The organism is Paenibacillus sp. JT31N11 (genome assembly GCF_056269285.1).
On record NZ_JBWDNQ010000018.1, the window covers coordinates 37,513 to 53,966 of the forward strand.

The following is a 16,454-nucleotide window of genomic DNA, read 5'->3' on the forward strand; positions in this document are numbered from 1 at the left end:
CAGAAATCCCTTTCGTTTAAACAAGAGATCAGATACTTCTGCGTAGGAGTCATCTTGTTTTCCGAAGGGATTTTTTGTGTTCGAGTGAATTCTATGTCCCAGCACGAAGAAGTCGTATCAGGATATGCTGTTCCACAGCCTGATTTCGAACTACGGGCACAGCTTGAACACGTCGTTTAACGAATTGCCGGAAGACTTCGTCAAACCGGTTATTTCATGGGACCCGCAGCGAGTAGCTTCCGATCGTGGTCTCGTCATGCCCATAGCCGGGCCGGTAAGCTGAGAGGACTCGCGAATGAAGTCAACCGGTGGTACAAGCAGTACGCTACCCCGAAAATTACTCTTAGCACAAACCCAAAAATGGCAGCACGAAGCTAAGCCCAGCTTTGATGGTTTTTAAAAGCTGTACTTCTTAGGAATGTATGAAACATGAGGAAGTTAAGAGGCCTCCGAATTAGAAAGAGCGACTTGAAAACCAAGATTCTCGAGCTTTCGTACGGCTTGTCTAACAATCGCATCTTGCTGTCGCTGTTCAAAGTAATGACTGCCTAAATCTTTATCATCCTCTTTGCGCGCAAGGAGATGGTAAGCAATGATCATGATCGAATGCGCAACAGCTACGGCTGCTCGGTGTCTCCCTTTTCGGGCGGCGATGCGCCGGTACTGGGCTCCCAGGTAGTTGTCAGATCTGCATACGGAGTGGGCGACTTCGATCCGTGCCGCTCGGAGATAGTTGTTGCCTTTGCGAGTTTTCGAGGATTTACGTTTTCCGGCACTTTCATTCTGCCCTGGAACGAGGCCAGCCCATGAGCAGAGATGAGCGGCAGATGGGAATCGTGAAGCGACGTCAGTCCCAACTTCGGCTAAGATTTGTTCCGCGGTACGCCGGCCGATCCCTGGAATCGTATCTAGACGCTCCATGTCTTGCTGAAAAGGATCGAGCCGTTTGGCTACCTCCGTATCCAGTTCGAGAATCTGCTCATTCAAAAAGTCGACGTGAGTGAGCATGGTCTTCAGCATGATCCGCTGGTGGGCACTCCTGTTGCCGCGTAAGGCTAATTCCAGCTCTTCCTTCTTTTTCTTTCGTGTCCGCCGTGCAAAGGCTGCCAGCTTTTCGGGATCTTCTTCGCCCTCGATCATGGCCCCCATCCTATCGCGGCTGCTCACGCCCATCATGTCGGAGACAACAGCAGCGAGCTTCATATTGGCGCCTTCCAAGACCTTTTGGACCCGGTTATGTTCGCGGGAGCGTTCCTGAATGAGGCTGCGACGGTAACGGACTCATTCGCGAAGTTCGCGTTGGTTACGGTCAGGAATATAACGAGGCTTCAGCAGCCCATGTCGCAGCAGATTGCAAATCCACTCCGCATCTTTCACGTCCGTCTTCCTACCGGGGACTGCCTTGATGTGTTGGGCGTTAACGACGAGAAACGGAATCTCCTCGGCTTCAAGCAGGTTGACGACGGGTTTCCAGAAAACGCCGGTACTCTCCATGGCCACGTGTGTACAGTGATGCTGCTTGATCCAGTCGATCAAGTCGAGCAGGAAAACCGTATGTGTACGAAACGTCTTCATCTCCTTTCCTTCGGGCGTCAAAACACAAGCAGTGATGGACTTCTTGTGAACATCCAAACCACAAGCGCGTTCGATCAGGACATCCATAACATTCACCTTTCTACGGCAATGAAAGTGGAGGACTGGTGCAACAACCAGAAAAGGATGACTCTACCCCGCGTGCTTCCCAAAAGGAGCGACATACCGTGGTGCACCGTGATCGTCGTAGTCAGACTAACGGATGGGTTCGTGACACCATAGCGTAACGACCTTCCTCACCAGCCGTAAATATAGTATAAAACGCCGCACCAAAATTTTCATTACTCTGTGGTGCCCCGAGAGGGGCATGGGTGGCTAACGAGTACGTCAGTGAGGAGCTTGCCGCGCGGCAGTTCCTTTTTCGTTTTTGAAGTAACAGGCAGATATGTTCAATAAGCATTCTGGAAACATTTTTTTTCGATAACGTGAAACCTAATCTTCTTATGTATCTAACGTATGTGTCCTTCTTGCAGTGTCATAGCTTCGCCTCAAACATGTTTCTACAAGTAGGGGGAACGGAACAGTTTAGCACACGGGATCACGGTCCCACGGGCAGTTACGTTCGACCTCGGCTACCGTTTACTAAACCCCTTAAAGACAAAAGAGGCCAACCAGTAAAAACTGGCTGACCTTATAATACTACGGGCAGATTAGGGATGAAATTCTTTTAGAAAAACGCTGGATTTCAACGGAACTAATAACATGATTACCATTCAAAATAACGCCACATCGGAACGAAAGATAAATGTGAATTTCCCTGGTGCAAACTCGAACATCGGTATCGCGAATCATGAATATTATGCCTTGTGTAAGGCCTCATTCGCTTAAGAGGTTCTCGATTTTCCCCCTTTGTTGCTGGAATTTTTGTTTTTATTGTTGTTTTTATTTTTTTTGTTGTTGCTGGAGTTGTTCTTATTGGTTCCTGAGCTGCTGCTGCCTTTCGAGCCCAATACTTCGACGTGATCGAAAATCAAGATGGCTACATTTCTTTCTTGCTTTGTCTCATTCATACAATCATCTCTCCCCATTTAAGACTTTTTCGCGCCCAGCGTACCCAATAACAATGTATATATATCGCCGATGCCGATTTCGTTCGAATCGGACGTCATGGCGCGTGGTCCCCTTTTTTTTGGGACATGGAATCGGAGACGGCTTCAAAGAAGCTTTGATTTGCTTCTACCACCCCGAGTTCCAGGATCATCGCGAACAATTCGTCTTTACTCTTAACGTAATGGTATATAACGCTTTTGGTTAAACCACTCTAATCGGCGATATCTTGCAAAGTGGTGTTGCGGCACCCTTTTTCCAAAATCATCTTCTTGGCAATGTCCAAAATCAGTTGAAGACTCGGATAAATGGTCTTTGCTTGCATATGGTCACCTCTGCTGTTTTTTTACAGGTTATAGAATCGTTCCTTCGTCTGTTTGCTATATTTCACGTTCCAAAAAATAGTCAATCCCATCATGCCGTAACTGAGGATCGGGGAGACGGCCAGAAACATCGATACCGAAAACGAATAAACGAGCAGCACTTTCACGACGCATTCCAGCACTAAAATGATTCCCCAAACAAACGTCATCAAGCGGAATGCATTACAAAATTCGGGCAATCGTTCCCACTTGTCGGCAATGTGGGGATTGTTCCCGGTAAATCGCATGGAGAAGTGATAAACTAACGGTTTGGAAAAGAAAAGGGAACCTAAAAACAGACATCCCAAAATACCGGTAACGTAAGACTCTCTTAGTAAAATAAACCTCTCGTCTCCGCCGATGAGGACGGCAATCACGCCCATGATCAGGCCGATAAATATAAAGCTGGAGAAAGTATCCACTTTCTTCGATGTAACCAGGCTGAACAATGTGTCGCATAACGGAATCGCGGCGGCGACGGTGAGAGCTGTCAGGCTGCCGGTGTGTGGAACCAGCAGGCGATAGGCCACATAAGGCAACACAATATTGATCAACAATGTGATAATAATTCCGGTTTTTGTCTTTTGCATAGGTTTCACTTTCCTTCCCCTAAAAATAATTTTTTCGTATATAAACCGTGAAATCCATAAGGAATGTGATGAGGAACTTCCGCTCTTCCAATTTCTTCGAACGTCTCGGCATTCGATGAGATTATTAGAAGATAAAACTTTTGCTAAACCACAAGATGAACATAGACATATGAAGCAGGTGGCGGGGCCGATTATGGGATCGTGATTCCGGCCGATTTCTCCGAGCTTGTGCGGCGGACGGCCTTAGGTAAGTCTGCTGCCAAAGAGGTCCATCCCTGGAATGCCGCCATAGAGCAGAAGCTGTCCGCAGAGGCAGCACAACTAGATTCTCGGCAGCTATCAGAGAATCGTAGATCGCCATATCCTGCGGTACAAGACCGATCCGCCGTTTGACTTCCAGCGGGGCCTTTCGGACAGAATTAGCCTTTAACCGTACTATCTCCACCATTAACGGACAGAAGTCCCGACAACATATGGATCGACGTGCTTTTGCCGGCGCCGTTGGGGCCAAGCAGCCCGAAGATTTCACCTTCATGATGGCAAGCGACAAATGGTTGATAGAAAGCGTCGTATCATAATGCTAAACGACTTCCTTAAAATGGACTAAGCTCATCGTGTATCCCCTCTCCGTTATTCCTCTTGGCTTTATTGTAAAGGCTGCTGGCTCAAGGCGCAGGTCAATAAAGTCATGAAACCAAGATGACGAAAGTCATTTTCTCTCGTGCTGTACACGGTGTCAGACGAGTACATTAGAGGCGCTTTAAAATAGTGCGGTTCTAAACAAGCAGCTGAGAAATTACGCTACCCCGAAAATTACTCTTAGCACAAACCCAAAAATGGCAGCACGAAGCTAAGCCCAGCTTTGATGGTTTTTAAAAGCTGTACTTCTTAGGAATGTATGAAACATGAGGAAGTTAAGAGGCCTCCGAATTAGAAAGAGCGACTTGAAAACCAAGATTCTCGAGCTTTCGTACGGCTTGTCTAACAATCGCATCTTGCTGTCGCTGTTCAAAGTAATGACTGCCTAAATCTTTGTAATCCTCTTTTCGTGTCAGAACGTAATAAACAATGGTCATGATGGAGTGTGCGACGGCTACGGCTGCTCGGTGTTTCCCTTTTCGGGCGGCGATGCGCCGGTACTGAGCTCCCAGGTAGTTGTCGGATCTGCATACGGAGTGGGCGACTTCGATCAGTGCCGCTTGGAGATATTTGTTGCCTTTGCGAGTTTTCGAGGATTTACGTTTTCCGGCACCTTCATTTTGCTCTGGAACGAGGCCAGCCCATGAACAGAGTGACGGCAGATGGGAAGCGTGAAGCGACGTCAGTCCATGATGCGCTGGTGGGCACTCCTGTTGCCGCGTAAGGCTAATTCCAGCTCTTTTTTCTTTTTCTTTCGTGTCTGCCGTGCAAAGGCTGCCAGCTTTTCGGGATCTTCTTCGCCTCAATCATGGCACCCATCATATCGCGGCTGCTCACGCCCATGATGTCGGAGACAACAGCAGCGAGTTTAATATTGGCACCTTCCAAGACCTTTTGGACCCGGTTATGTTCGCGGGAGAGTTCCTGAATCAGGCTGCGACGGTAACGGACTCATTCGCGAAGTTCGCGTTGGTTACGGTCAGGAATATAACGAGGCTTCAGCAGCCCATGTCGCAGCAGATTGCAAATCCACTCCGCATCTTTCACGTCCGTCTTCCTGCCGGGGACTGCCTTGATGTGTTGGGCGTTAACGACAAGAAACGGAATCTCCTCGGCTTCAAGCAGGTTGACGATGGGTTTCCAGAAAACGCCGGTACTCTTCATGGCCACGTGTGTACAGCGATGCTGCTTGATCCAGTTGATCAAGTCGAGCAGGAAAACCGTATGTATACGAAACGTCTTCATCTCCTTTCCTTCGGGCGTCAAAACACAAGCAGTGATGGACTTCTTGTGAACATCCAAACCACAAGCGCGTTCGATCAGGACATCCATAACATTCACCTTTTTACGGCAATGAAAATGGAGGACTGGTGCAACAACCAGAAAAGGATGACTTTACCCCGCGTGCGTCCCAAAAGGAGCGACATACCGTGGTGCACCGTGATCGTCGTAGTCAGACTAACGGATGGGTTCGTGACACCATAGCGTAACGACCTTCCTCACCAGCCGTAAACATAGTATAAAACACCGCACCAAAATTTTCATTATTCTGTGGTGCCCCGAGAGGGGTTTGATAAATATCAGATTACGTAAGTTCAATTTTGTAGTAAACTTTTATTAGATGGAAAAACGAGGAGGTAAACAATGAATATTTTGACTGAGGAAGAACGAACGCAAGGATACCGGCTATTATTTGACGGCGAGACACTGAATAACTGGTCGGCTACCGAGCATCCGGAGGGTTGGCTCGTAAAGGATGCTCATATAATATGTAAGGGTGAGAGCACCGGATATTTGTATACCCTCGAGCAGTTTGAAAACTTTATTTTACATTTGGAGTACAGGACGGCGCCAAAGGCGAACAGCGGAGTATTTTTTAGATGGTCTGATCTGCTGGATCCGGTAAACACTGGACTAGAAATGCAAATTTTGGATACATACGATCATGAAAAAATGCTGAGAAACAGCTCTGGCGCCTTGTATGATCTTGTAGCTCCTGCATCAAATACTGTTCGTCAAGCGGGCGAATGGAATCAAATTACGATAAAATGTGACGGCAGTCATATCGAGCTTACCTTGAACGGTACAATTGTCGTACAAGCCGATATCGACGAGTGGTCGGTTGCTGGGAAAAATCCGGATGGGACTGACAATAAATTTAAATATGCTTGGCGGGGCATGCCCCGTTTAGGACATATCGGGCTTCAGGACCATGGGGGATACGCGGAATTTCGCAATATTAAACTTGTTATATTATAGTTTTGGCTGAATGACTCATGCTAGAACCATAGTATTTTTTTTGATAAAGTATGATTTTGATTAATGAGTTAATGGGACAAAAAAGACGCAGCAAGACAAAAACGTTCAAGGGTCCTCTGGTGGGTACCCTGAACGTTTTCTCGTTAACGAAGCTTTGATTTTCTAATTGGAAGTGACTCACGACTCAACACTATCGTTTCCCAGCTTGCATAGCGCTACGGCCTGAACAAAGATACGCTGTATTGGCCAGTAATTTGATAGGACTGAGCGAAAGATGGGGTAGGAATCAAGATAAGAACGAAGCCTTGATCATTTAATGAAGAGAGCCACTTTTCCGACGCAAATAATAGCAGGAGCCTTGAATGTTTTTGACCATGCCCAGCTCAATAAGATGTTTTAGCGTTTTCCGGATCGTCCCGCAGCTTGCCTTTGCCTTAAATCGTTCCACCAACTCTTTTTCGGTAGGCAGTTGGTCTCATTCGACATATATATGCTGATCGATATCAGCCGCGATCGCGCCGCTAATTTCCTTGTACTTGTTTATCGTGGCAATGGCTTCATACCTCCCATCCCGTTGTTCTCATTCCGCATCAACCTGATTAATTTTAACTAGCGGTTATTTGAGGAATCTTAACTGAACAACGAGTGGGCATATGATAAATATTACATCTTGCCGAGCGCAGCCGACATATATTCCGATTTGAAATATTTTTCGAAAACAAACAGAATAAGCAGATTCGGTATGATCAAAATCAGAGAGATGACAGAAGAGCTGGTCCTCACAAAGTTCTGTCCCAGATAAGAATAAAGGATGGTCGTAATCGTTTGGATGCTTGGCGATCCGATAATAAACGAAATATTAAACTCTTCCATACTAGCTATAAATGAAAACAGCGAACCTGCCATTACGCCTGGCATAATCAAGGGAATATAAATCTCCTTGAACTTCACCCATGTGCCGGACCCGAGATTATCGGCGGCATCGATGATCTCCTGGGGAACCGATTCAAAGCTGATCGACAGTATGCGCAGCATATAAGGCAGCCCCAGAAGCGTGTGTCCCATAATGAGCCCGATATACGTTTGGGAAAGGCCCATCATGATAAAGACTTTGCTCAAAAAGAGCGCAAACACCATCCCCGGAATGATGACGGGAAGCAGGATTACAATCTTGAACGTTTCTTTGCCCGGAAATTTCTTGCGTCCGAAGGCGTAAGCCGTAGGCAATGCCAACGCAAACGCCAGTGCCGTGGAACAAAGCGCGATGAAAAAGCTGGAACCGATAGCCGGCACGATCTGTGTATAGCGGAAAGCGTGAATCCAATGATAAAAAGATAGTTTCTCAGGAAACATGTGGGGATAGGACCAGGCATGATCCGGATCCACAAGCGACCAAAGAACCCCCATCAGGAGCGGCATTCCGACCCAAACGGCAAAGATCAGCAAGATTAGCCCAAGCTTCGCCCCTTTCCCTATCCGAATCCGGGCCTTCCGGCCGACGGCATGTTTCACCGCAACGATTTCGCTCATTTGTATCATTCCACCGTTTCTATCGGCTTTTTTGAAAAATGGTAGCTATTCTAGTGTAGCAATACACGAACAGGACAACGACCGCAATCATGACCACGCCGACGCATGCGGCATAATTCCACTCCTGAAACATGTAAGCCTTCGCCTGCATCAGTGCGGACATGGAGGACGGGTAAATTGGCCCCGCCGTCGCAGTGACGGCATAATCGCCAAATGTTCCGATAAACACCATAATCATGGCAACGAGCGCGCTCGGAATCGTTAGCGGCAAAATAATGCGCATAAAGAGAGAAACGGAGCCCGCTCCCAAATTCTTCGCCGCTTCCTTAATGTCGCCCCGTATGCTGTCCAAAGCGGAGGCTACAATAACAAGCTGAAAGGGGACATTTTTCCATACCTGGATAACAAGCACGCCTAGCGCGTACTTGTCGTTCCTCATCCTCAGCGGTTCGGCGATCAGTCCTAGCCGCACTAAAATTTCATTCACGATTCCGTGATAATCAAAGATATTTATAATCAAGAAGGTAGCGACAAGGGCGGGTATAAAAAGCGGTATCCGAATCAAGGGCATAACCAGATTCTTACCGGGAAATTTGCCATGAAGAAACAATGTCAGCGGGTAGCATACGATCATCGAGCAAATCGAGCTGCCCAGGCCGATGTAAATGGAATACACTAACGAATCGAGAAATTGTTGGTCGACGAGCTCCTTCCAATATTTCAAAGTGAAGGAAGACGCTCCGGTCAGATTGAAAAAGCCGAAGCTCTGCAGCACCGTCATGCCGAAAACCATCCCGATCATGAAGAGGATATAGCCCACGCTCGGCACGAGCAATAAGGGAATCAACCACTTGTCGATCTTTTTCCGCTTAGCTTGCATCCGCGTCACCTTCCATAATGTGAATCTTGTCGATCGGAATGTGGAAGACGGATAGGGAGCCTTCATTCAGCTTGATATCTTTGGAGACCTGTGCCCTTGTACTTCTGCCGTTAATGCTGATAAACACATCCGTATTGCTTCCCATATAGACCGCCTGGGTGACATCTCCCTGCACGACATTGTCGCTGCCTTCCGAAAAATCCAGCAGCATATCCTCCGGCCTCCAGCAGATTGAAACCGATTTGCTTATCTCCTTTTCGGCTTTTGCCTTCAGGAGTCCGAATTCGGTCTTAATTGTTGCAATACCGTCGTTATGAGCGACAACCTCGCCTTTCGCAATATTCGCAATTCCCATAAAATCGGCCACAAAGCTGTTTTGGGGATAGTTGTAAATATTCGCGGGGGTTTCGATTTGCTCGATCTTCCCTTTATTCATAATGAAGATGCGGTCCGATATGGCGAGCGCTTCGCCTTGATCGTGGGTGACATACAAGGTCGTAATTTTGAGTTCTTTTTGAAGCGCCCTAATTTCAACCCGAACTTTTTCCCGCAGCTTCGCGTCCAGATTCGATAGCGGTTCGTCAAAGAGGAGAATTTTCGGCCTGACCACCAACGCTCTCGCAAGCGCCACTCTCTGCTGCTGGCCGCCTGAAAGCTCATAAGGCTTTCTTTTTTCCAGGTTGCCCAGATTCACCAGCTCGATGGCATCGGAAATCCGTTTCTGCTGTTCGTTTTCTGGAACGCGCTGCATCCTCAGGCCAAACCGGATATTCTCATAAACCGTCATATGCGGAAATAAAGCATAGGACTGGAACACCATCGCGGTTGACCGTTTATGGGGTGGCACCTGGGTAACGTCCTTCTCGTCAAACAGGATAGCGCCAGCATCAGGCTCGATAAAGCCGGCAATCATCCTGAGAATGGTCGTCTTGCCGCAGCCCGACGGACCGAGCAACGTGATGAACTCACCCGGACGGATTTGAAAATTGATATCGTTCACCGCGGTAGTCTCCCCAAATAGCTTACTCAGGTTTCGTACTTGGAGCGAAGTTGCATTCAAGAGCGATCACCTCACAAGATTTGCGTCGAATTATTTGATGTTCCAATCGCATGGCTTACTTTCTGCAGGAGCTCCGCCTCGCAGCCGCTGAAATAATTTACCTCATATTCGCAAGTATATATCCCATTAAAGTTATGATGTTCAAAAATGCGGATAACATCATCCATCGGAATGTCTCCCCAATAAGGTGGCAGATGTACGTCACCTCTCCCGAAGGCAAAGCGGTACGGCATGCTGAGCGCTATATAATCGTTCCAGTTTTGAATACGCAGCTCTTCAAAGACGCCATTGTTATCACTTAAATGCACATGCCGCACGAAGGGCGCGCATTCTTTCACCGCTTCCAGATAATTGTGGTGGAAATAATTGGCGGTCAAAAACATATGGCCGGTATCGAACGTCATGCCGAACGATTCGTTGTTTACCTGCCGGATGCAATCGAGCACATTGCGGTAATCGTCTACTTCAATATTTTCGAGGCCGACGACAATGCCCAACTCCGAGGCTTTCTCCGCCGCTTCGCTATGCCCTTCCACAAACGCATTTTCAATCAACCGGTCAAGTGATTTTTTCTCGAAATGCACAGACAATACCTTCATGCCAAGCATCGAGCAAATCTCAACCGACTTAACCATAACGCTTCGATGCAGCTGATAATCGGCCTGGTTTCTTAAATCAACACCTTGCGCAATGTGAGCCGTGAAGCTGAGACCGGAGGCGTCCAATATTTTTCGGAATTGGTTCACGTAATTTTCATGGATCCTGCCGTACGTCATAAACGGATACGCGCCCAGGTAGATCTCTACGTTTCCAAAGCCCCATTCGGCAATTTGTTCAAGTCTGGATTCCAGGGCGTTCAGCGGGACATAAGGCAAATTGGTTCCAACTCTGTTGTCTCTCATCTTTCATATCCTCCAACTCATTTTTTTTGGCCAAGAAGGCCGGAGTATAGCACCAAAGAAGCGGATATCGTCCGCCCTTGTTCCCGGATTTCTTTCGCTTGAAGGGGCAAAATCAAGAAACCCGGAAACAATAACGATCGGAAGAGGAGTCCGGTAGAAGCGGCTTTCTTTATTTACCGGACTTTTAAATTAGCCGTTCATCAATACGTTCTTTACGAATTCCTCATCGTAATGCTGTTTATAAGCTCCGGGAACCCAAGGAATGTTCTTTTCGTTGAAATCTTCAGGCGACATCGCGGAATCGGTTACCGTAATATCCGTTCTTGCCGGGTAGGTTCCGTTAAAGTCAAACATCATTTGCTGCACTTCAGCAGACGTCAGATAATTGATCAGCAGTAGAGCCGCCGCCTTATGCTCAGCGTTTTTGGTGATGCCTACCGTATCGCCGCCGCCCGGCATTCCCATCGTTGGGACGTAAAGCTTGCTTTCCTTGAACAGTTCCCCGTTTTTCCATCCTTCCAGAACCCCGGAATCCCAGGCAACGGCAATGGAAAGCTCTTGCTGGTTAAGTCTACTGATGGAATCGGCGTTGGAAGAGGTGATCGTGATTTTGTCTTTGCGGTCGTTAAACCATTTCCAAACTTTGTCCCAATCCTTCACTTTTTCAGGATCCAGTTCGGTATCTCCCGCATACTTCTCCAATCCGCCTGCTACATTGGAGACTACGGTTTGTACGAACGCTTCGCCCGAACCGCCTTGTCTCGGATCGCAGAAACCGAACTCCTTCGGGTGTTCGTCGATCCACTTTTCCAGTTCGGCGAACGTCTGGGGAGGGTTTTGGACTTTGGCGGGATTGTACAAAAAGCCGGTCTGGTTCCGGTACAGCGGGACCAGGTAGCCGTTATGGGCTATGCCTTCCTGAACTTGGCTAAGTCCCGTTGGCAGCTTGTCCTTGTTCTCCATAATGGGGAGGATCGGCCCGTACATCAGATTGCCGTCCATGACTGTTTTAACATTCGGACCTCCACCGATGATGTAGGCATCCGCAGAGCTTTTCGATGCTCCGCTTTCTGCCAACAGCTGGGTCAGGCTGTTGTCCGTAATGACGAGCTTCATGTTAATGCCGTATTTCTTTTTGAAATTGTCGGCAATCGTTCTGTACAGATCTTCGCTGTGCCAGGAGTAAAAGACAACTTCTCCCTCTTTTTTGGCTTCTTCTGTAATTTGATCCCATGACATGTTCAAGTAGTCCGTATCGGAGGAGCCTGCATTATTCGTTGTTGCCGAGCTGCTTCCGCAGCCTGCCAGGCTTACCGCTAACAGCACTGAAATAACGACCAGCACAACAACTCGCGATTTTCCTATCAACCGGTTCATCTTAATCTCCCCTTTCGGATTAGGCACTCTTCATTCCTGAATATTTTGGCTTAAGCTCCATCGACCGCATCATTTCTTTGATCACGGCAAATCTCCCTTCCTCTCAAGTGGCATGGATTGTTTCGCAAATCGGGATCAGCCTGTTCAAGCTACCGGGGAAAGTCTTCACTGATCGTTCCTGCCCCGCTCTGCCGTTGCTGAATTTATCTTACCGGTCCTGTGTAACTGTTTTATTATTGGAAAAATAATTATTATTAGGGTTGTTTATAGATTTTATTAACCTGTCTAGTCTAGTAGAGGGAACGATCAGGGAATGACAGAGGAAATATGTGTAGAAAAACAGGCATTCCGCGAGGGGTGCCCCCCCGGCGGAAGATGATTTGTCTAGGTTAGATGTATACAAATACAGGAGAGATGTTGTAAGAACCATTTTAATCGCGACTGGTCATGGCTCAATTCGAGACGGAGACGACAAGGGGGAGGCTAAAATAAATTTTTGTCCGGGGGATTGCCGATCACGATACCGCGAAAGTTTACGGCACGTGCGACATGCGTTCACTGGGTGATGTCGATCTCAACGACCAGATACTCAGGGAGTTCAATGAGGTCGGGCATGCGATTTAAACTTCATAGTAGAGCGCCTCTTGAATGATGGGATTTAAGGACTATGAGCCGTTGCGTGCTCCCATCGTACCGAGGCGCTCGTTTTATTGCAAAGCGGATATTTAACGCTCTACAAGAATGCTGACGGGCAGAATAATTGAGCACTTAGTAGACACTAAATTTGCACTGTTATCACATGATTTAAGGTGTGACGGGCAACCAAATAACTGGATTCTAGAATTGTTTAAGACAAAAGACTGAATCCCGCCAATGAGGGAAGCAAAAATCCGCATCCGAACGCCCTTCCTATCGTCTCTTGCTTATTAAGCATTCACTTCCTTGCGTTCAGATATTGAACTAGTTGTTCCGGACGGTCCGTCAAAATCATATTGGCTCCGTTATTAATGTGCCATTGCCAACCCTCCTCGGGATTCGACAGCGACACATCGTCCGTATGCCCGCCGCAATCCCAGGCGAACATCGTGTTGACCCAAACCCTGAGTTGATGCGCTTTGAGCTTCTCCAACATTTCCGGACGTGCAAGCGGGCTGCGATCGAACAGGAAGTTGATTTCAATTGCTTGTGGTTGAATTCTCTCGGAGAGTTCATCCACTTGATCGAGCAAATGTACATTGGCTGGAAGCACTTTCTGAAGAAAGGCTTCGCGATTGACGTTGTCGCTCAGCAACGCTTTGAGCTTTTCCATTCCGACGGTGTTGTGGAACAACGCCTCGAATTCCGCCTCGTTTTCTGCCGGAATCCGGAAGTCCTGGATTTTCTGAATAAATGCAGGGCGCTCGGCTTTGCCGTTTAGAAAGTTCTCGACTTTGTCCAGATCCGCTTCTTCGCTCTTGAAGATCCCTTCTCTGACAGTTCCGGTCTCGACCAGAACCCGGTAAACATCTTCGCGAATTGGCCAGCATTTGTCTAGATTGACCAGAATTCGATTCTGGGCTACCAGCATGGCTTCGTGCAGCGTTGGGACCAACTCGTCAGTAAAAGGTGCCTCGGGTCCGCCACCGCCCTGCCTCAGACGCAGAGAGCGAATTTCCTCCAGCGTAAGGTCAGCGATTTTGCCGGAACCATCGGTCATTCGGTCCACGGTATCGTCGTGCATGAGCACGAGCGCGCCGTCTTTCGTTTTCCGGATGTCGAGCTCCACGATATCCATGTTGATATCGATGGCGAGCTCGATCGAACGTAGAGAATTTTCGGCTGCTGGTCTCCAATGGCCTCGATGGGCCGCCATCATAACCCTTCCATTCACATTTAAAAAATCAGAATAAATTTCCTCGGCGGTCCGTCGGACGACGGGATTCAATTCCATATCATGCGCCTCCATTTCGTTATGTGTACCTTGTTGCAGTTAAGTTCTGCGGACATAAAACCGGATGAGGTCATTTCTCATGAAGTCATAAGAAATGTAAACCGCGTTAGCCTTGTCATCGTAGTGCACCTGAATAAATTTCAGGAGCGGAGGGTCGCTTTGCTTTAGACGGTAAGGCAGCACGTCATCTTCCCGCACGGCTTGAATCTCCATTAACGATTCGACAATACGTATGCCGCACTTTTGGTCCAAATGCTTCGAAAGCGAACCAGGGTCGTACTGTTCCGCGAAGTCTTTCCCGACAATGCTCTGAGGCAGCACATTTCGCGAATAGACGATGGATTCTCCATTGGCTGTCCGAATCCGTTCAAGGATAAACATGGAATCCTTTTTGTTGATACCTAATAGGTTCATTTCCTCTTCATTCGGTCTGCGCTTGAAGAGCTGAACTTCGATGTCGCCTTCGGACAGGTTTGCGTTCCGAATCAAAGCCGTAATGCTGGAAAATTTATTTAACGTGCTCGCCATATGTAGGCCATTTCGCCGCAAATAATAGCCTGAGCCTTTGACGTTATAAATTTTCCCCAAATCGATCAAGTTCTTGAGGGCTTTGCGGATCGTCTCGCGGCTCACCTCGAACCGAGCCGCCAGCGTTTTCTCGGACGGCAGCTTGTCCTTCTCGGCAAACAAGTTCTGATCAATCTCATCTAAGATGGCTTTGCTGATTCCCTCGTATTTGTTCATCATTGTCCGTTAGCCTACCTTTTTCGTTCATTCGGGGCTCCTCTTCATGGTTGACAGCCTTAAGTCTACAGGTGGAGTATTCGGACTTCATTAACCGAATAATAACAGATCGTAAAATTAGCATGAACAAATCTTGAGCCAATTTAGACTGAAATGGATAATATCACAAGATGTCTAGATAATTTCAAGTAATCTTTGCTTGTGATCGCGGAATTCAAGGGAATTTGATTTGTGTGAAAGTCAAAAGAAACTTCTCTAGACCATTTTGAGAATGGAGAGTTCTTCTAATTGTAATTAAATTTAAAAGAGCAACCTGGGCATGAAGCCCAAACTGCCGGTCGAATTGTATCAGAAGGGGGGGAGTTGATGGACTGCAATACTTCTTTTTAATATACTTGTTTACACCCTTACCACCACCCGCGCTCGCCGATTTTGGCGCGTTCGTGTTTCCTCCTACTGCGATGCGCCTGTCGATCCTTGTCCTCGTTCGTTCGTCTGTTCTTCCTCAGCTCTTTCTTGCCTCACTGCCACAATCATCGCATCCTATATACTACCATTTTCTGATCCTCTGTTTGTCCCGCTCCAGCTTCCTGCGACTGCCCGCGCTCCGTTTGATCATCCGGCACGCGGCGGCCGATCACTGCAGCCTTGACACACTTCTTTCAACCAAATTTTTCCATCAATTTCTTTAGTTTTGTTTCCCCTTTTTAACCCGGTTTTCGCGCGCCGCGCCGGCCCCCCCGACGATCGAAAAAAAGTAACTTGGTCCGGATGAAGGTGCAGGGAGGAAGTCTGATGCTAGGTTCGAAAAGAGCCTCAGGATAAACACGTGTCTAGTCGAAGAATTGCAGTTTTGCAGCTAGATTAGAATCTAGGTACAGACAGCAGGGGAAGGTCGAGTATTAAGGGGAAGGTCGCGACGAATGGCAAAACCTGCGGAGAGCGGGCAGCGATAAGAGTGTAAACAAGTATATCGCAATCACTCTATTGTGTGGTATAATATGGGTGTAATAGTAGGAATGTTTGTTCGTTATAATGGGGGTATAATCGATGGTGAATGCAATTAATATTTGGGAGCAATTCGAACCTCTCTTCCTCGCAATCGCAAAGCTGGATTTGTCAGAGCTGGAGCGGGAAGAGACAACGGAAAATTACATGTTTATGTTCCTTGAAGATGGTCTCTATGCATACAAACATCGCTGGACGAGGCACTACGTATATCTAAATCATTTAGGTGCGATCGAGAGCGGTGTGCTCGATACAGGTCGGTATAACGACATCATGATATCTGCCATTGAGAGTGCCGTCACGACCTTGAAAAGTTGCTTCATCTGCGAGGAATCTGCGTCCGTAGCGTATGCCGGAGCACCAGTCTGCCTCATGTGTGAGTCCATTATACGTCAGGTACAGAGCACGGAGCCGCAGAGAACCATGAACGATGAGGCGAAGCGGAAGATGGCAATCCGGATGGTTCGGACCTACAAGGACATGTATAAGGATGATTTAGAATAGCTGCTTTTATCTACTTGCCGGACAGATGT

At 47.6% G+C, this 16,454-nt stretch carries 14 protein-coding genes and 2 pseudogenes; 3 read left to right on the forward strand and 13 right to left on the reverse strand.

The window, feature by feature from the left end; translation table 11 throughout:
• Positions 1 to 124 precede the first annotated feature (124 nt).
• Positions 125 to 283, forward strand: coding sequence for a hypothetical protein (locus AC0YNV_RS34830; protein WP_475772137.1), 159 nt, complete (start codon positions 125 to 127; stop codon positions 281 to 283).
• 155 nt (positions 284 to 438) lie between these two features.
• Here AC0YNV_RS34830 and AC0YNV_RS34835 read toward each other — a convergent pair.
• From AC0YNV_RS34835 to AC0YNV_RS34860, 6 genes and pseudogenes are all read right to left on the reverse strand, one after another.
• Positions 439 to 1,662, reverse strand: a pseudogene (locus AC0YNV_RS34835) (IS110 family RNA-guided transposase).
• Positions 1,663 to 2,417: 755 nt separating this feature from the next.
• Positions 2,418 to 2,603 (reverse strand): hypothetical protein, encoded by a 186-nt coding sequence (locus tag AC0YNV_RS34840; RefSeq protein ID WP_475772138.1) that lies wholly within the window; start codon positions 2,601 to 2,603, stop codon positions 2,418 to 2,420.
• A 383-nt stretch (positions 2,604 to 2,986) separates the two neighbouring features.
• On the reverse strand, positions 2,987 to 3,592 hold the full coding sequence (locus AC0YNV_RS34845; RefSeq protein ID WP_475772139.1) for a VC0807 family protein: 606 nt from the start codon (positions 3,590 to 3,592) through the stop codon (positions 2,987 to 2,989).
• Positions 3,593 to 3,597: 5 nt separating this feature from the next.
• Entirely contained in the window at positions 3,598 to 3,717 is a 120-nt protein-coding gene (locus AC0YNV_RS34850; RefSeq protein ID WP_475772203.1) for a carotenoid oxygenase family protein, read from the reverse strand.
• A gap of 294 nt (positions 3,718 to 4,011) precedes the next feature.
• Positions 4,012 to 4,107 carry an ATP-binding cassette domain-containing protein gene (locus AC0YNV_RS34855; RefSeq protein ID WP_475772204.1) on the reverse strand — a complete coding sequence of 32 codons (96 nt, stop codon included), beginning with the start codon at positions 4,105 to 4,107 and terminating at the stop codon, positions 4,012 to 4,014.
• 399 nt (positions 4,108 to 4,506) lie between these two features.
• A pseudogene (locus tag AC0YNV_RS34860) lies at positions 4,507 to 5,563 on the reverse strand (IS110 family RNA-guided transposase).
• A 312-nt stretch (positions 5,564 to 5,875) separates the two neighbouring features.
• Between AC0YNV_RS34860 and AC0YNV_RS34865 the strand changes: the two are divergent.
• On the forward strand, positions 5,876 to 6,490 hold the full coding sequence (locus AC0YNV_RS34865; RefSeq protein WP_475772140.1) for a 3-keto-disaccharide hydrolase: 615 nt from the start codon (positions 5,876 to 5,878) through the stop codon (positions 6,488 to 6,490).
• 663 nt (positions 6,491 to 7,153) lie between these two features.
• Here the strand turns inward: AC0YNV_RS34865 and AC0YNV_RS34870 are convergent.
• From AC0YNV_RS34870 to AC0YNV_RS34900, 7 genes are all read right to left on the reverse strand, one after another.
• Entirely contained in the window at positions 7,154 to 8,020 is an 867-nt protein-coding gene (locus AC0YNV_RS34870; RefSeq protein WP_475772141.1) for an ABC transporter permease, read from the reverse strand.
• 19 nt (positions 8,021 to 8,039) lie between these two features.
• Entirely contained in the window at positions 8,040 to 8,900 is an 861-nt protein-coding gene (locus AC0YNV_RS34875) for an ABC transporter permease (RefSeq protein ID WP_475772142.1), read from the reverse strand.
• Complete coding sequence (locus AC0YNV_RS34880; protein WP_475772143.1) at positions 8,890 to 9,900, reverse strand: ABC transporter ATP-binding protein; 1,011 nt, start codon at positions 9,898 to 9,900, stop codon at positions 8,890 to 8,892. The genes AC0YNV_RS34875 and AC0YNV_RS34880 overlap by 11 nt, the downstream gene beginning before the upstream one ends.
• Before the next feature lie 71 nt (positions 9,901 to 9,971).
• A complete protein-coding gene (locus AC0YNV_RS34885; RefSeq protein ID WP_475772144.1) occupies positions 9,972 to 10,862 on the reverse strand; it encodes a sugar phosphate isomerase/epimerase family protein in 891 nt (296 codons plus the stop codon).
• Positions 10,863 to 11,051: 189 nt separating this feature from the next.
• Complete coding sequence (locus AC0YNV_RS34890) at positions 11,052 to 12,239, reverse strand: extracellular solute-binding protein (protein ID WP_475772145.1); 1,188 nt, start codon at positions 12,237 to 12,239, stop codon at positions 11,052 to 11,054.
• 934 nt (positions 12,240 to 13,173) lie between these two features.
• Positions 13,174 to 14,169 (reverse strand): glycerophosphodiester phosphodiesterase family protein, encoded by a 996-nt coding sequence (locus AC0YNV_RS34895; RefSeq protein WP_475772146.1) that lies wholly within the window; start codon positions 14,167 to 14,169, stop codon positions 13,174 to 13,176.
• 39 nt (positions 14,170 to 14,208) lie between these two features.
• Positions 14,209 to 14,916: a GntR family transcriptional regulator gene (locus AC0YNV_RS34900; protein ID WP_475772147.1), complete on the reverse strand. Its 708-nt coding sequence runs from the start codon at positions 14,914 to 14,916 to the stop codon at positions 14,209 to 14,211.
• A gap of 1,047 nt (positions 14,917 to 15,963) precedes the next feature.
• Between AC0YNV_RS34900 and AC0YNV_RS34905 the strand changes: the two genes are divergently transcribed.
• On the forward strand, positions 15,964 to 16,425 hold the full coding sequence (locus AC0YNV_RS34905; RefSeq protein ID WP_475772148.1) for a hypothetical protein: 462 nt from the start codon (positions 15,964 to 15,966) through the stop codon (positions 16,423 to 16,425).
• The last annotated feature ends 29 nt before the right edge of the window (positions 16,426 to 16,454 follow it).